The following is a 15,154-nucleotide window of genomic DNA, read 5'->3' as shown; positions in this document are numbered from 1 at the left end:
ACATTGACCGTGTTTCTTCAGAGGCAGGGTCTTGTCAGTTATTTACCGCCACTCCCCGCCACGCTTTCACCGCCGCGCGTCAGGTAATACGCACCGAGAATCGGCACCATCGTCACCAGCATCACCAGCATCGCCACCACGTTGGTCACCGGCACGTCGCGTGGGCGGCTGAGCTGGTTGAGCAGCCACAGCGGCAAGGTGCGCTCGTGGCCGGCGGTGAAGGTGGTGACGATGATTTCGTCGAAGGACAGCGCAAACGCGAGCATGCCGCCAGCCAGCAGCGCCGAGCCGAGGTTGGGCATGATGATGTAGCGAAAGGTCTGCCAGCCGTCGGCGCCCAGGTCCATCGAGGCTTCGATCAGGCTGTGGGAGGTGCGGCGCAAGCGCGCGATGACGTTGTTGTAGACGATCACCACGCAGAACGTCGCGTGGCCGACGATGATGGTGAACATCCCCGGCTCAATACCCAACGTCTTGAACGTCGCCAGCAGCGCGATACCGGTGATGATCCCCGGCAGCGCAATCGGCAGGATCAACATCAACGACACGCCTTGCTTGCCGAAGAACTCGCGGCGATACAACGCCGCCGACGCCAACGTGCCAAGCACCATCGCAATCAGCGTGGCGATGGCGGCGATCTGCAAGGACAACTTGATCGACTCCAGCACGTCCGGCCGGGCGAAGGCCACGCTGAACCACTTCAAGGTAAAGCCTTGGGGCGGAAAGCTGAACGCGGCTTCTTCGGTGTTGAAGGCGTAGAGGAAGATGATCAGGATCGGGAAGTGCAAAAACACCAGGCCGCCCCAGGCTGCGATCTTCAAACTCAAACTGGATTTTTCAGAGTGCATCGAAGGCCCCCAGGCGTTTGACGATGGACAGGTAAACCGCGATCAGCACGATGGGCACCAACGTGAACGCTGCGGCCATGGGCATATTGCCGATGGCGCCTTGCTGCGCGTACACCATGCCGCCGACGAAGTAACCCGGTGGGCCCACCAGTTGCGGCACGATGAAATCGCCCAGGGTCAGCGAGAACGTGAAGATGGAACCGGCGGCAATCCCCGGAATGGACAGCGGCAGAATCACCTGCATGAAGGTCTGGCGCGGCTTGGCGCCAAGGTCGGCCGAAGCCTGTAGCAGCGACGGCGGTAAACGCTCCAGGGACGCCTGGATCGGCAGAATCATGAACGGCAGCCAGATATAAACGAAGACCATGAACCGCCCCAGGTGCGAGGTGCTCAAGGTGCTGCCGCCCACGCCGGGAATGCCCAGCACGAACTGCAACACGGGCTCCAGCCCCAAGTGCTGCACGAACCACTGCGCCACGCCGCCCTTGGCCAGCAGCAAGGTCCAGGCGTACGCCTTGACGATATAGCTGGCCCACATTGGCATCATCACTGCGATGTAGAAAAACGCCTTGGTCTTGCCCGTGGTGTAGCGCGCCATGTAATAGGCAATCGGGAACGCGACCACCGCACTGGCAATCGACACCACAATCGCCATGCTCAAGGTGCGCACGATGATGTCGAAGTTCGACGGCTGGAACAGCGCGGCGAAGTTGGCCAGGGTCAAGTCCGGCGTGACCGCCATGGTGAAGTCGTCAAACGTATAGAAGCCTTGCCACAGCAGGGTCAGCAGCGAGCCCAGGTAGATCGCGCCAAACCAGATCAGCGGCGGCACCAGCAGCATCGCCAGGTAGAGGTTGGGCTTGCGGTACAGCAGGTTGGAAAACCTGCGCATCGGCGGTTGGGATAGGGCCAGGCTCATGTCACACCTCGCCTGCGATGTCGGTCAGCGGCGTCATGGCTTCCCGCGCCCAGCGGGCGGTGATGGACTGGCCGACCTGATGGCCGCTGCTGATGTCCAGCCACTGGTTGTTGGCCTGGCTGATGTTCAGCGCCTGGCCGTTTTCCAGCTTCAGCTCATAGCGGGTGGCGCTGCCCTGGTACTGGATATCGTGCAGCACACCGCTGACTTCCACGTCGCCGGCACCCAGCGGACCTTCGGCAAAACGCACGTGCTCCGGGCGGATCGAGAAGGGCTGCGGGTTGCCGCTGAGGCGCTGGGCCAGTTCGCCGCGAATCACGTTAGACGTGCCGACGAACTCGGCGACAAAGGCAGTGGCGGGCTTCATGTACAGGTTGCGCGGGGTGTCGACTTGCTCGATGCGACCTTTGTTGAACACCGCCACACGGTCAGACATCGACAGCGCTTCAGTCTGGTCGTGAGTCACGAAAATAAAGGTGATGCCGAGCTGGCGTTGCAGTTTTTTCAGCTCGCTCTGCATCTGCTCACGCAGCTTGAGGTCGAGGGCGCCCAACGGCTCATCCAGCAGCAATACGCGTGGGCGATTGACCAGGGCGCGGGCCAGGGCTACGCGCTGACGCTGCCCACCGGAAAGCTGCACCGGCTTGCGCTCGCCATAACCGCCGAGGGCGACCATGGCCAAGGCTTCTTCGGCGCGATTGAGGCGTTCGGCCTTGCCGACGCCCTTGACCTTGAGGCCGTAGGCGACGTTGTCGCGCACATTCATATGGGGGAACAGCGCGTAGTCCTGGAACACAGTGTTTACATCGCGCTGATACGGCGGCAAGCCGGCGGCTTCCTCGCCGTGGATACGGATCGAGCCTGCGCTCGGTTGTTCGAACCCGGCGATCAGGCGCAGGCAGGTGGTCTTGCCTGAGCCGGAAGGGCCGAGCATGGAAAAGAACTCGCCGTCCTGGATGTCGATGGAAACCCGGTCAACGGCTTTCACTTCGCCGAACTGACGGGAAACGTGGGTGAATTGGACTGCAAGGGTCATGGTGCGGTGCTCCAAAAAGGCGCGGGTCGTCGCAGCGGCCCGGCCTGGACTTCTGAAAAAGCGGGGAATCTGTGAACGCGGTCAAAAATGTGGGAGCGGGCTTGCTCGCGAAAGCGGTGGATCAGTTACAGATGTGTTGGTTGACACACCGCATTCGCGAGCAAGCCCGCTCCCACATGTTGTCCTGCGTTGTCAGGAAGGCTTAGCGGCCGCCCATGATCGCAATGTAATCCTGGGTCCAGCGGCTGTACGGCACGAACTTGCCGCCTTCAGCCTGCGGGGTTTTCCAGAAGGCGATCTTTTCGAACTGGTCAAAGCCATTGGTCTTGCAGCCTTCGGCGCCAAGCAGTTCGCTTTCCTTGCAAGCCGCCGGCACCGCCGGCAGCGAGCCGAACCAGGCGGCTACATCGCCCTGGACTTTGGGTTGCAGCGACCAATCCATCCACTTGTAGGCGCAATTCGGGTGCTTGGCCTCGGTGTGCAGCATGGTGGTGTCCGCCCAGCCGGTGGCGCCTTCCTTGGGAATGGTCGAGGCAATCGGCTGTTTCTCGTTCTGCAAACCGTTGACCTGGTACGGCCAGGCGCTGGAGGCGACCACGCCTTCGTTCTTGAAGTCACTCATTTGCACGGTGGTGTCGTGCCAGTAGCGGTGGATCAGCGGTTGCTGGGCGCGCAACAGTTCGAGCACGGCCTTGTACTGGGTTTCGGTCAGTTCATACGGGCTTTGAATGCCCAGCTCCGGCTTGGTCGACTTGAGGTACAGCGCCGCGTCGGCGATATAGATCGGGCCGTCATACGCCTGCACGCGGCCTTTGTTCGGCTTGCCGTCCGGCAGGTTCTGGGCGTTGAACAGCACGTCCCAGCTGGTGGGCGCGGTCTTGAACACGTTGGTGTTGTACATCAACACGTTCGGGCCCCACTGGTACGGGGTGCCGTAGGTTTGCTGACCGACCACGTACCACGGCGCATCCTTCAGGCGCGGGTCGATATTTTTCCAATTGGGGATCAGCGCGGTGTTGATCGGCTGCACGCGCTTGCCGACGATCAGACGCAGCGAGGCATCGCCCGACGCGGTGACCAGGTCATACCCACCCTTGGCCATCAGGCTGACCATTTCGTCAGAGGTGGCGGCGGTTTTCACATTCACCTTGCAGCCGGTTTCCTTCTCGAAACCTGTGACCCAGTCGTAGGCCTTGTCGCTTTCGCCACGTTCGATGTAGCCGGGCCAGGCGACGATATCCAGTTGGCCTTCACCCGCGCCAACAGCCTTGAGCGGTTCGGCGGCCTGTAGGCTGGCACTGGCCAGCAGCGCGGTGGTCAGGGCACTGAGCAGTGCGGTCTTGTGCGCAGACATGGGGGTTCCCTCTTCTTTAATTATGGTCGGGGCAGTGTGTGTAGCCGGTAACGCAAGAGCTTAGTTGTTGTTTTAAAGATGCTGGCCGTGGCGCGCCATGATGTGGCGCACCACGCTGTAGTCCTGGAGTGAATCGCTGGACAGATCCTTCCCATACCCCGAGCGCTTCAAGCCGCCGTGGGGCATTTCGCTGACCAGCATGAAATGGCTGTTGATCCAGGTGCAGCCGTATTGCAGGCGCGCCGCCACTTGCATGGCCTTGTCCAGGTTCTGGGTCCACACCGAGGACGCCAGGCCGTATTCCGAGTCGTTGGCCCAGTCCACCGCCTGTTCCAGTTCGTCGAAGCGGGTCACCGTAACCACCGGTCCGAACACTTCGCGCTGCACGATTTCATCGTTCTGTTTACAGCCGGCCAGCAGGGTGGGCTGGTAATAGAAGCCCGCGCCGGAATGCACGGCGGCGCCGGTGATGCGTTCGATATGCGGCTGGCCGAGGGCGCGTTCGACAAAACTGGCGACGCGGTCGCGCTGGCGCGTGCTGATCAACGGGCCCAGTTCATTGTCCGCATCGCGTTTACCGGCAAAGCGCAGGCTGCTGACCGCTGCGCCAAGTTCGGCAACCAATTTGTCGTGAATGCCGGCCTGGGCGTAGATGCGGCACGCGGCAGTGCAGTCCTGGCCGGCATTGTAGTAACCATAGGCGCGCACGCCCTCGACCACGGCTTGCAGGTCAGCATCGTTGCACACGATCACCGGCGCTTTGCCGCCCAGCTCCAGGTGCGTGCGTTTAAGGGTTTTGGATGCCGCTTGCAGGATTTTCTGCCCGGTAACGATATCGCCGGTCAGCGACACCATACGCACCTTGGGGTGGCTGACCAGATGACTGCCGACGCCTTCGCCGCCGCCACACAGAATGTTGATCACACCACGTGGCAAGAGCGCTTTAAGCACAGGGGCCAGCGCCAGGATCGACAGCGGCGTGTGCTCCGATGGTTTGAACACCAGCGTATTACCGGCGGCCAGGGCTGGAGCGATTTTCCACGCGGCCATCATCAGCGGGTAGTTCCACGGTGCAATCGAGGCCACGACGCCGATGGGGTCACGGCGCACCATGCTGGTGTAGCCCGGCAGGTATTCGCCGCTCAGTTGCCCGGTCTGGCAGCGCACGGCGCCGGCGAAGAAGCGGAACACATCGACAGTGGCGCTCAAGTCATCCTGGCGCGCCAGGTGCAAGGGCTTGCCGCAGTTCAGGGATTCCAGGCGGGCCAGGTAGTCGGCTTGTTTTTCGATGGCATCGGCGATGCCCAGCAAGACGTTCGAACGTTGCTGCGGTGTGGTGCGTGACCAGCCGGTAAAGGCGCGGTGGGCGGCGAGGATCGCAGCCTCCACTTGCTCGGTGCTGGCTTCGGCGATCTGGGTGAGGACTTCGCCGGTGGCCGGGTTGAGGATCGGCTCGACAAAACCCTGGCCTTGGACCAGTTCGCCGTCGATCAGCAACGCAGTAAGCAGCGGGGTGGGCGCGCCGGACATTTTTCGCGATCTCTTTTCTTGTATGGCCATGGGCGTTCTCTTACGAGGCACCTGACCTTTCTCTTATGGATGAGCCGAGAGTAGAGGTCAGGCGCGAGGTCAACAAATACTAAATACTGAATGCAGCATTCGATTAAATAGATGGCTTGCGTGGGTGCGGCTGTTCACGCGCAACCGTCAGGAACGGGTCGACCAGTGCCGGCCGCGCCGTGCCACGACGCCAGGCCAGGCCTACATCGAGGGTTTGGCTGAGGTCGGCAATCGGCCGCGCTTCGATAATGTCGCCTTCAAGGGACCAGGGGCGGTAGGTCATGTCCGGCTGGATCGACACGCCCAGGCCGGCCGCTACCAGGCTTCGCACGGCTTCGGTGGAGGCGGTGCGCAGGGTCACGCGCGGCTGCAGGCCCGCACCGGTCCACATGCGCTGGGCGTTGTGGCCCATTTCGTCGACGTTCAACTGAATCAACGGCTCGCGCGCCACATCGGCCAGGTTGATGCTGTCGTGTTCCAGCAACGGATGTTGCGCCGGCAGCCATAGCCGGTGAGGCGAATGGGTGAGTACTTCGGTTTGCAGGGCGTGACGGTCTTCGAGGTTGGACAGGATCAGCACGCCCACGTCGATCTCGCCGCTGACCAGCAAATGCTCGATATACGGGCGCTCATCCTCCATCACGCGGATTTCCACATTGGGGTAGGCGCGCTGGAAGCGTGTCAGCAAATCTGCGAGGTAATAGCCGGCCACCAGGCTGGTCACGCCGATGATCAACTGCCCGGCGACTTGGTCGGTGCTTTGTTGCAGGCTGCGCTTGGCGTTGTCGACGGTGGCGAGGATCAGGTGCGCCTGGCGCAGGAATTGATGGCCTTGATGCGTGAGTGTCATGCCCTTGGCGTGACGGTTGAACAGGTTCACGCCGATTTCCTGTTCCAGTTGCTGGATCGCCAGGGTCAGTGTGGACTGGGAAATGAACGCAGTTTGCGCGGCGGCGGAGATCGAGCCGGTCTCGGCCACGGCAATGAAGTGCCGGATTTGACGCAAGGTCATCATGCTGGAATTACCAGTGGGGTGTTTTTATAGATTTGCTCAAGTGTATATCGATTTAAGCGAAGGGTAGCCGCGTTACATCTGGAAGCACTCTAGGCAAAGGCTTTTTGGCACTTAGTTTTACGCTGGAGGCCTATTGGTCCTACGAACCCAAGTGTCTGGAGGCTTTGAATGAATACCCGTGGATTGCTCGATCAGTTGCTCAAGTCTGGCCAGGACATGTTGCAAAACAAGGCCGGCGGCCAGCGGAAACAGGACGATAAAGGCGCTCTTGGCGGCTTGCTCGGCGGTGGCGGCCTGGGCAGCCTGCTCGGTGGTGCGGGTGGCGGCGCGCTGGCAGCCGGCGCGATGGGCCTGTTGCTGGGCAATAAGAAGGCGCGCAATTTCGGCGGCAAGGCCCTGACTTACGGTGGGTTGGCGGCGTTGGGGGTGATTGCCTACAAAGCTTACGGTAACTGGCAAGCGCAACAGGTCAATGCCCCCCAGGGTGAGCCGCAAACCATCGACCGCCTGCCACCGGCTCAGGTTGAGCAACACAGCCAAGGCATTCTCAAGGCGCTGGTCGCGGCAGCCAAGGCTGACGGCCATGTGGACGAGCGCGAGCGCGCGCTGATCGAAGGCGAGTTCACCAAGCTGGATAACGACCGCGAGCTGCAAAGCTGGCTGCATGCCGAACTGAACAAACCCCTGGACCCTGCCGATGTGGCGCGGGCGGCCGGCACTCCGGAAATGGCCGCCGAAATGTACATCGCCAGTGTGATGCTGGTGGATGAGGAGAACTTCATGGAGAAGTCCTACCTCGATGAACTGGCCCGTCAGTTGAAACTGGAGCCTGGCTTGAAGTTGGAGCTGGAAAAACAGGTGCGCCAGGCCACACTTTAAACGCGCTTGTTAATACAAGCACCCCGGCTGCCTTGGCGGTCCGGGGTGTTTTTGCATTCCGTGCGCGCTGCGTCAAAACCCATTGATAAATGAGGGCACCCGCTCAGCTATACTCCCTCCATTTGAATGGCCCTTCGAGGAATTACTGTGAAGAACTGGACCTTGCGCCAACGGATCTTGGCAAGCTTTGCGGTCATTATCGCCATCATGCTGTTAATGGTTGTGGTCTCCTACTCACGGTTGCTGAAGATCGAAACCAGCCAGGAATTGGTGCGTGACGACGCGGTACCGGGCGTTTACCTCAGCTCGATGATCCGCAGCGCGTGGGTCGACAGCTACCTTGAAACCGTCGATATCATTGGTCTGCGCGACGAAAAAACGCTCAGCAACACCGACAGGTCGAGCTACAAGTCGTTCGAAGCGCGTATCGAACAGCAGATGGCCAACTATGAAAAAACCATTCATAGCCAGGCTGACCGCATGGAATTCGATAACTTCAAGGCGGCGCACACGACGTACAACAAAGTCCTCGCCCAGGTGCTGGAGCGCGTCGAAGCCAACGACCTGCCGGGCGCGAGCGTATTGGTCGAGGAGCAATTGACGCCGATCTGGACTGAAGGGCGCATGAAGCTCAACGACATCATCACTGAAAACAAGAACGTGTCTGACCGCGCCACGGCGGCGATCGACGAGGCAGTCCTGTCTGCCAAGATCAGCATGGCCGTGTCGCTGCTTATCGCCATCCTTGCCGCTGGCCTGTGTGGCCTGCTGCTGATGCGCGCGATCATGGCGCCGATGCAGCGCATCGTCGACATCCTTGAAACCATGCGCACTGGTGACCTGAGCAAACGCCTGAACCTGGAGCGCAAGGACGAATTCGGTGCGGTAGAGACCGGCTTCAACGACATGATGACCGAGCTCACCGCCCTCGTGTCCCAGGCCCAGCGCTCGTCGGTGCAGGTGACCACCTCGGTCACCGAGATTGCCGCCACGTCCAAGCAACAACAGGCCACCGCCACTGAAACCGCTGCGACTACCACTGAGATCGGCGCCACGTCCCGCGAAATCGCTGCCACGTCCAAGGACCTGGTGCGCACCATGACCGAAGTGTCCACCGCTGCCGACCAGGCGTCGGTCGCCGCCGGCTCTGGCCAGCAAGGCCTGGCGCGCATGGAAGAAACCATGCACTCGGTCATGGGCGCCGCCGACTTGGTGAACGCCAAGCTGGCGATCCTCAATGAGAAGGCCGGCAACATCAATCAGGTGGTGGTGACCATCGTCAAGGTTGCCGACCAGACCAACCTGCTGTCGCTCAACGCGGCCATCGAGGCCGAGAAGGCCGGTGAATACGGTCGCGGCTTTGCCGTGGTTGCCACCGAAGTTCGCCGCCTTGCCGACCAGACCGCCGTGGCCACCTACGACATCGAGCAGATGGTGCGCGAGATCCAGTCGGCGGTGTCCGCAGGGGTGATGGGCATGGACAAGTTCTCCGAAGAAGTACGTCGCGGCATGTTTGAAGTGCAGCAAGTGGGCGAGCAGCTGTCGCAGATCATCCATCAGGTACAGGCGCTGGCGCCGCGGGTGTTGATGGTCAACGAAGGCATGCAGGCCCAGGCTACCGGCGCCGAGCAGATCAACCACGCGCTGGTGCAACTGGGCGATGCCAGCAGCCAGACTGTCGACTCGCTGCGCCAGGCCAGCTTTGCCATTGATGAGCTGAGCCAGGTTGCGGTCGGTCTGCGCAGCGGCGTGTCGCGTTTCAAAGTCTGATGAGCGATCTCGCGGCTAAACGCGGTGCCGTCCCGGCAGCGAAAAAGGCCTTGTTCCTGGTGTTCCACATCGGCGACGAGCGTTTTGCCCTCAGGGCCACGGAAGTCGCCGAGGTACTGCCGCGCCTGCCGCTCAAGCCGATTGCCCATGCACCGCAGTGGGTGTCGGGCATTTTTGCCCATCGTGGCGCGCTGGTGCCGGTCATCGACCTCAGCGCCCTGGCCTTCGGCACGCCGGCCCAGGCGCGCACCAGCACGCGCCTGGTGCTGGTCAATTACCAGCCGCAGCCTTGGGTTCAAGCGCATTGGCTGGGGCTGATCCTGGAACAAGCCACCGACACCCTGCGTTGCGACCTTGGCGAGTTCAAGCCTTATGGCCTGGATAACCGCGAGGCGCCGTACCTGGGGCTGGTGCGTGAAGATGCCTTGGGCTTGATGCAGTGGATTGGGGTTAACGAATTGCTCACCGACGAAGTGCGCGCCTTGCTGTTTTCTGCAGAGCCGAGCCCATGAGCCACGACCCGCGTTTTTTTGCCTTCCTGAAAGAGCGCATCGGCCTGGACGTCGCGTCTGTGGGCGAAGCCATCATCGAGCGTGCGGTGCGCCAACGCAGCCAGGCCGTCAATGCCCAAGCGGCCGGCGAATACTGGCAGCACCTGCAAAGCTCCGAGGATGAACAGCAAGCGCTGATCGAGGCGGTAATCGTCCCCGAGACCTGGTTTTTCCGTTACCCCGAATCCTTTGCAACCCTGGCCCGCCTGGCCAAGGCCCGCCTGCTCGACATCAAGCAGATGCGCGCACTGCGCATCCTCAGCCTGCCGTGCTCCACCGGCGAAGAACCTTATTCGATTGCCATGGCGCTGCTGGATGCCGGTTTGGCGCCGCACCAGTTCAAGGTGCTGGGCCTGGATGTCAGCCCACTGTCGGTTGAGCGCGCGCGACGCGGGGTGTATGGCAAGAACTCGTTTCGCGGCGGCGATCTGGCGTTTCGCGACCGACATTTCACCGAATTCGGCGACGGCTACCACATCGCCGACCGTGTGCGCGAACAGGTGCGCCTGCAAGTCGGCAACCTGCTTGACCCGGCGCTGCTGGCCAATGAGGCGAGCTACGACTTTGTGTTCTGTCGCAACCTGCTGATCTATTTCGACCAGCCGACCCAGAAGCAAGTGTTTGCTGTACTCAAGGGCCTGACCCATGAGGACGGCGTGCTGTTTATCGGCCCGGCCGAGGGCAGCCTGCTGGGGCGCCATGGCATGCGTTCGATTGGTGTGCCGCAGTCCTTTGCGTTCAGTCGGCAGGCTGAGCCGGTCAAGCCGGAGCCAGCGTTTGTGCCTATCGCCGCGCCCATCCCGCAGCGCAGTGCGGCACCGATTCCTACCAAGCCGCGGCCGTTCAGCACGGTCAGCGCCCAAGTGATGCCAATCAAGGTGGCGCATTCCGACGCGGCTGATCTGCTCAGTCGGATCGCCACGCTGGCCAATGAAGGCAAAAGCCTTGATGCTCGCGCCGCTTGCGAGCAATACCTGAACAACCACCCGCCGGCCGCCCAAGTGTTCTACTGGCTGGGGCTGCTCAGCGACGTGGCCGGCAGCGCCCTGGAGGCCCAGGGCTATTATCGAAAAGCCTTGTACCTGGAACCCCAGCACCCGCAGGCCTTGATGCACCTGGCCGCGTTGCTTGAGTCTCAGGGTGACAGTGCGGGGGCGCGCCGCTTGCAAGCGCGGGCCGCGCGGAGCGAGCGAGCTGACAGTGAGTCCAAGCGATGAATAACACCGAGGCGCTCGACACCGCAGGCCTGGACCTGACCCTGGCTGACACCCAGGCCATCGATGACTGTTGGAACCGCATCGGCATCCATGGCGACAAGTCCTGCCCGTTGCTGGCGGACCATATCCATTGCCGCAACTGCTCGGTGTACTCGGCGGCGGCCACGCGCTTGCTGGATCGCTACGCATTGCAGCAGGACGCGCATCGCGCGTACAACGCGGTCGAATTGGGCGAGGAGGTGGTCACACGTTCCCTGCTGATGTTCCGCCTCGGCGAAGAATGGCTGGGCATTGCCACCCGTTGTCTGGTGGAAGTGGCGCCGTTGCAACCGATTCACTCCCTGCCACACCAGCGCTCCCGCGCCTTGCTTGGCGTGGCCAACGTGCGCGGCGCGCTGGTGGCGTGCCTGTCGCTGGTCGAGTTGCTGGGCCTGGACGCCACCACCCAGGGCGCCAGCGGTGGGCGCATCATGCCGCGCATGTTGATCATCGCCGCCCAGGATGGCCCGGTGGTGGTGCCGGTGGATGAAGTCGACGGTATCCATGCTATCGATGAGCGCACCCTGAAGGCCGCATCGGCCTCCGGCACCCAGGCCAGCGGCCGCTTCACCCAGGGCGTGTTGCAGTGGAAAGGCCGCAGCCTGCGTTGGCTGGACGAGGCGCAATTGTTGTCCGCCGTGACCCGGAGCCTCACATGACCCCCGACCAGATGCGCGACGCCTCGCTGCTGGAACTGTTCAGCCTGGAAGCCGATGCGCAGACCCAGGTACTCAGCGCGGGCCTGCTGGCCCTGGAACGCAACCCGACCCAGGCCGACCAGCTTGAAGCGTGCATGCGTGCGGCGCACTCGCTCAAGGGCGCCGCGCGCATCGTTGGGGTGGACGCCGGGGTCAGCGTGTCCCACGTCATGGAGGATTGCCTGGTGAGCGCCCAGGAAAGCCGCCTGTACCTGCAACCCGAACATATTGATGCGTTGCTGCAAGGCACTGATCTGCTGATGCGCATCGCCACGCCGGGCAATGACGTGGGGTCGGCCGACATCGAAGCTTATGTGGCGTTGATGGAGCGCCTGCTGGACCCGTCCCAGGCGCCGGTCAAGGCTACGCCGCCGCCAGCGCCGGCACCGGTTGTTGAAGAACTGCCGCCGGAACCCGAGCCCGCGCCGCCAGTTGCCGCCGAGCCGCCGCGTCAGAACAAACGCATGACCGAAGGCGGCGAGCGCGTACTGCGGGTGACCGCCGAGCGCTTGAACAGCCTGCTCGACCTGTCGAGCAAATCCCTGGTGGAAACCCAGCGGCTCAAGCCCTACTTGGCCAGCCTGCAGCGCCTAAAACGCATTCAGAGTCAAAGTGTCCGCGCCCTCGATACGCTGGACGGCCAGCTCAAAACCGTGGGTTTGAACCTCGAAGCCCAGGAAGCCCTGGCCGACACCCGCCGCTTGTTGAGCGAAGCCCAGGCCTTGCTGGCGGAAAAACATGCTGAACTGGACGAATTCGGCTGGCAGGCCGGGCAGCGCGCCCAAGTGCTGTATGACACCGCCCTGGCCTGCCGCATGCGACCGTTTGCCGATGTCCTCGCTGGGCAGGTGCGCATGGTGCGCGACCTTGGCCGCAGCCTGGGCAAGCAGGTGCGCCTGGAAATCGAGGGTGAAAAGACCCAGGTCGACCGCGACGTGCTGGAAAAGCTCGAAGCTCCACTCACCCATTTATTGCGCAATGCCGTCGACCACGGCATCGAAATGCCTGAGCAACGCCTGCTCGCAGGCAAGCCGGCTGAAGGCCTGATCCGCCTGCGCGCCTCTCATCAAGCCGGTTTGCTGGTACTGGAATTGAGCGATGACGGCAATGGCGTCGACTTGGAGCGCTTGCGCGGCACCATCGTCGACCGCCATCTGTCGCCGGTTGAAACCGCCCTGCGCCTGAGCGAAGAAGAGTTGCTGACGTTCCTGTTCCTGCCGGGGTTCAGCCTGCGCGACAAGGTCACCGAAGTGTCCGGGCGTGGAGTCGGGCTGGATGCGGTGCAGCATATGGTCCGCCAACTGCGTGGTGCCGTGGTGCTGGAGCAGACGGCGGGGCAGGGCAGTCGTTTCCACCTGGAAGTGCCGTTGACCTTGTCGGTGGTACGCAGCCTGGTGGTGGAAGTCGGTGAAGAAGCCTACGCGTTCCCGCTGGCCCATATCGAGCGCATGTGCGACCTGGCGCCCGACGATATTGTGCAACTCGAAGGCCGCCAGCATTTCTGGCACGAAGGCCGGCATGTCGGCCTGGTCGCCGCCAGCCAGTTGTTGCAGCGCCCGGCGGGGCAGAGTCAGTCAGACACGTTGAAAGTGGTGGTGATCCGCGAGCGCGATGCCGTGTACGGGATTGCTGTGGAGCGTTTTATCGGCGAGCGCACGCTGGTGGTGTTACCGCTGGATGATCGCCTGGGCAAGGTCCAGGACATCTCCGCCGGCGCCTTGCTGGACGACGGCTCGGTGGTGTTGATCGTCGACGTTGAAGACATGCTGCGTTCGGTGGACAAGTTGCTCAACACCGGACGTTTGGAACGTATTGCCCGGCGTAGCCAACAAACCACCGAGGCGCCGCGTAAACGGGTGCTGGTGGTGGATGACTCGCTGACCGTGCGTGAGCTGCAACGCAAATTGTTACTTAATCGTGGTTATGAAGTGGCCGTCGCGGTTGATGGCATGGACGGCTGGAACGCCCTGCGTTCCGAAGACTTTGACCTGCTGATCACAGACATTGATATGCCTCGAATGGACGGTATTGAATTGGTCACACTCTTGCGCCGTGACAGTCGCCTGCAATCGTTGCCGGTGATGGTGGTGTCCTACAAGGATCGCGAAGAAGACCGACGTCGTGGACTGGACGCCGGCGCCGACTATTATTTAGCCAAAGCCAGTTTCCATGATGACGCGTTGCTCGACGCGGTGGTGGAACTGATCGGAGGCGCGCGCGCATGAGGATCGCAATCGTCAATGACATGCCCCTCGCGGTTGAGGCCCTTCGCCGTGCCTTGAGTTTCGAACCTGCTCACCAGGTTGTGTGGGTGGCAGCCAATGGCCTGGAAGCGGTGCAGCGCTGCGCTGAGCTGACCCCGGACCTGATCCTGATGGACTTGATCATGCCCGTAATGGACGGTGTGGAAGCCACTCGGCAGATCATGGCCGAGACCCCCTGTGCCATTGTTATCGTCACCGTCGACCGCCAGGCCAATGTCAGCCGCGTGTTCGAAGCCATGGGCCATGGCGCCCTGGATGTGGTGGACACGCCGCCGCTGGGCGTGGGCAACCCCAAGGATGCGGCGGCGCCGCTGCTGCGCAAGATCCTCAATATCGGCTGGTTGATCGGCCAGCGTGGCAGCCGCCTGCGTGCCGACGCCGCACCACCGCGCGCCACCGGCAAGCGCCAGAGCCTGGTGGCTATCGGGTCCTCGGCAGGTGGCCCGGCGGCCCTGGAAATCCTGCTCAAGGGTTTGCCTCAAGACTTTCCGGCCGCCATTGTATTGGTGCAGCATGTGGACCAGGTGTTTGCCGCCGGCATGGCCGAGTGGCTGAGCAGCGCCTCTGGCCTGCCGGTGCGCCTGGCCCGCGAGGGTGAGGCACCGCAAAGCGGTGTAGTGCTGCTGGCCGGCACCAACCACCATATTCGTCTGTTGAAGAATGGCACGCTAGCCTATACCGCAGAGCCAGTGAACGAGATTTACCGGCCTTCGATCGACGTGTTTTTCGAAAGCGTGGCCAGCCATTGGAATGGTGACGCCGTTGGCGTCTTGCTGACAGGTATGGGCCGCGACGGGGCCCAGGGCCTCAAGTTGCTGCGTGAACAAGGTTATTTAACCATCGCCCAGGATCAGCAGAGCTCGGCGGTGTATGGCATGCCCAAAGCGGCGGCGGCGATTGATGCTGCTGTTGAAATTCGCCCACTGGACAGAATTGCGCCCCGATTACTGGAGGTCTTCGCAAAATGATCAAGACCCTCCAGGGTGCTGGCCAGCAGGAAAGTA

General features: G+C 62.2%; 13 protein-coding genes. 7 read left to right on the top strand and 6 right to left on the bottom strand.

What is annotated here, in order from left to right:
• Positions 1–38 precede the first annotated feature (38 nt).
• The 6 genes from BFP95_RS18265 to BFP95_RS18240 all read right to left on the bottom strand — a co-directional run bounded on the left by BFP95_RS18265 (position 39) and on the right by BFP95_RS18240 (position 6,732).
• Complete coding sequence (locus tag BFP95_RS18265; RefSeq protein WP_049709717.1) at positions 39–848, bottom strand: ABC transporter permease; 810 nt, start codon at positions 846–848, stop codon at positions 39–41.
• Positions 838–1,767: an ABC transporter permease gene (locus BFP95_RS18260; protein WP_016977918.1), complete on the bottom strand. Its 930-nt coding sequence runs from the start codon at positions 1,765–1,767 to the stop codon at positions 838–840. The genes BFP95_RS18265 and BFP95_RS18260 overlap by 11 nt, the downstream gene beginning before the upstream one ends.
• Before the next feature lies 1 nt (position 1,768).
• Entirely contained in the window at positions 1,769–2,803 is a 1,035-nt protein-coding gene (locus BFP95_RS18255) for an ABC transporter ATP-binding protein (protein ID WP_065872491.1), read from the bottom strand.
• A gap of 202 nt (positions 2,804–3,005) precedes the next feature.
• Complete coding sequence (gene ydcS, locus BFP95_RS18250) at positions 3,006–4,157, bottom strand: putative ABC transporter substrate-binding protein YdcS (protein WP_065872490.1); 1,152 nt, start codon at positions 4,155–4,157, stop codon at positions 3,006–3,008.
• 72 nt (positions 4,158–4,229) lie between these two features.
• Positions 4,230–5,687 carry a gamma-aminobutyraldehyde dehydrogenase gene (locus BFP95_RS18245; protein ID WP_065872489.1) on the bottom strand — a complete coding sequence of 486 codons (1,458 nt, stop codon included), beginning with the start codon at positions 5,685–5,687 and terminating at the stop codon, positions 4,230–4,232.
• Between the two features lie 133 nt (positions 5,688–5,820).
• Entirely contained in the window at positions 5,821–6,732 is a 912-nt protein-coding gene (locus BFP95_RS18240) for a LysR family transcriptional regulator (protein ID WP_003209548.1), read from the bottom strand.
• A 168-nt stretch (positions 6,733–6,900) separates the two neighbouring features.
• Between BFP95_RS18240 and BFP95_RS18235 the strand changes: the two genes are divergently transcribed.
• The 7 genes from BFP95_RS18235 (at position 6,901) to BFP95_RS18205 (ending at position 15,118) form a co-directional block, all read left to right on the top strand.
• Positions 6,901–7,611, top strand: a complete 711-nt coding sequence (locus tag BFP95_RS18235; RefSeq protein ID WP_065910505.1) for a tellurite resistance TerB family protein — start codon at positions 6,901–6,903, stop codon at positions 7,609–7,611.
• A gap of 147 nt (positions 7,612–7,758) precedes the next feature.
• Positions 7,759–9,381, top strand: coding sequence for a methyl-accepting chemotaxis protein (locus BFP95_RS18230; protein WP_065890126.1), 1,623 nt, complete (start codon positions 7,759–7,761; stop codon positions 9,379–9,381).
• Positions 9,381–9,893, top strand: a complete 513-nt coding sequence (locus BFP95_RS18225) for a chemotaxis protein CheW (protein WP_065880091.1) — start codon at positions 9,381–9,383, stop codon at positions 9,891–9,893. The genes BFP95_RS18230 and BFP95_RS18225 overlap by 1 nt, the downstream gene beginning before the upstream one ends.
• Positions 9,890–11,149 (top strand): CheR family methyltransferase, encoded by a 1,260-nt coding sequence (locus BFP95_RS18220; RefSeq protein WP_065872485.1) that lies wholly within the window; start codon positions 9,890–9,892, stop codon positions 11,147–11,149. Before BFP95_RS18225 ends, BFP95_RS18220 begins: the two co-directional genes overlap by 4 nt.
• A complete protein-coding gene (locus BFP95_RS18215; RefSeq protein WP_065872484.1) occupies positions 11,146–11,847 on the top strand; it encodes a chemotaxis protein CheW in 702 nt (233 codons plus the stop codon). The genes BFP95_RS18220 and BFP95_RS18215 overlap by 4 nt, the downstream gene beginning before the upstream one ends.
• Entirely contained in the window at positions 11,844–14,111 is a 2,268-nt protein-coding gene (locus BFP95_RS18210) for a hybrid sensor histidine kinase/response regulator (RefSeq protein ID WP_065872483.1), read from the top strand. Before BFP95_RS18215 ends, BFP95_RS18210 begins: the two co-directional genes overlap by 4 nt.
• Positions 14,108–15,118, top strand: a complete 1,011-nt coding sequence (locus tag BFP95_RS18205) for a chemotaxis response regulator protein-glutamate methylesterase (protein ID WP_065872482.1) — start codon at positions 14,108–14,110, stop codon at positions 15,116–15,118. Before BFP95_RS18210 ends, BFP95_RS18205 begins: the two co-directional genes overlap by 4 nt.
• The last annotated feature ends 36 nt before the right edge of the window (positions 15,119–15,154 follow it).

The sequence above is a fragment of the Pseudomonas sp. 58 R 12 genome (genome assembly GCF_900005865.1).
In the GTDB taxonomy this organism is placed as follows: Bacteria; Pseudomonadota; Gammaproteobacteria; order Pseudomonadales; family Pseudomonadaceae; genus Aquipseudomonas; species Aquipseudomonas tritici.
This window is presented reverse-complemented; position numbering and strand designations above follow the sequence as displayed.

Coding starts and splice junctions, on each gene's coding strand:
- BFP95_RS18265 (WP_049709717.1), bottom strand. CDS start 848: ATGCACTCTGAAAAATCCAGTTTGAGTTTGAAGATCGCAGCCTGGGGC.
- BFP95_RS18260 (WP_016977918.1), bottom strand. CDS start 1,767: ATGAGCCTGGCCCTATCCCAACCGCCGATGCGCAGGTTTTCCAACCTG.
- BFP95_RS18255 (WP_065872491.1), bottom strand. CDS start 2,803: ATGACCCTTGCAGTCCAATTCACCCACGTTTCCCGTCAGTTCGGCGAA.
- ydcS (WP_065872490.1), bottom strand. CDS start 4,157: ATGTCTGCGCACAAGACCGCACTGCTCAGTGCCCTGACCACCGCGCTG.
- BFP95_RS18245 (WP_065872489.1), bottom strand. CDS start 5,687: ATGTCCGGCGCGCCCACCCCGCTGCTTACTGCGTTGCTGATCGACGGC.
- BFP95_RS18240 (WP_003209548.1), bottom strand. CDS start 6,732: ATGATGACCTTGCGTCAAATCCGGCACTTCATTGCCGTGGCCGAGACC.
- BFP95_RS18235 (WP_065910505.1), top strand. CDS start 6,901: ATGAATACCCGTGGATTGCTCGATCAGTTGCTCAAGTCTGGCCAGGAC.
- BFP95_RS18225 (WP_065880091.1), top strand. CDS start 9,381: ATGAGCGATCTCGCGGCTAAACGCGGTGCCGTCCCGGCAGCGAAAAAG.
- BFP95_RS18220 (WP_065872485.1), top strand. CDS start 9,890: ATGAGCCACGACCCGCGTTTTTTTGCCTTCCTGAAAGAGCGCATCGGC.
- BFP95_RS18215 (WP_065872484.1), top strand. CDS start 11,146: ATGAATAACACCGAGGCGCTCGACACCGCAGGCCTGGACCTGACCCTG.
- BFP95_RS18210 (WP_065872483.1), top strand. CDS start 11,844: ATGACCCCCGACCAGATGCGCGACGCCTCGCTGCTGGAACTGTTCAGC.
- BFP95_RS18205 (WP_065872482.1), top strand. CDS start 14,108: ATGAGGATCGCAATCGTCAATGACATGCCCCTCGCGGTTGAGGCCCTT.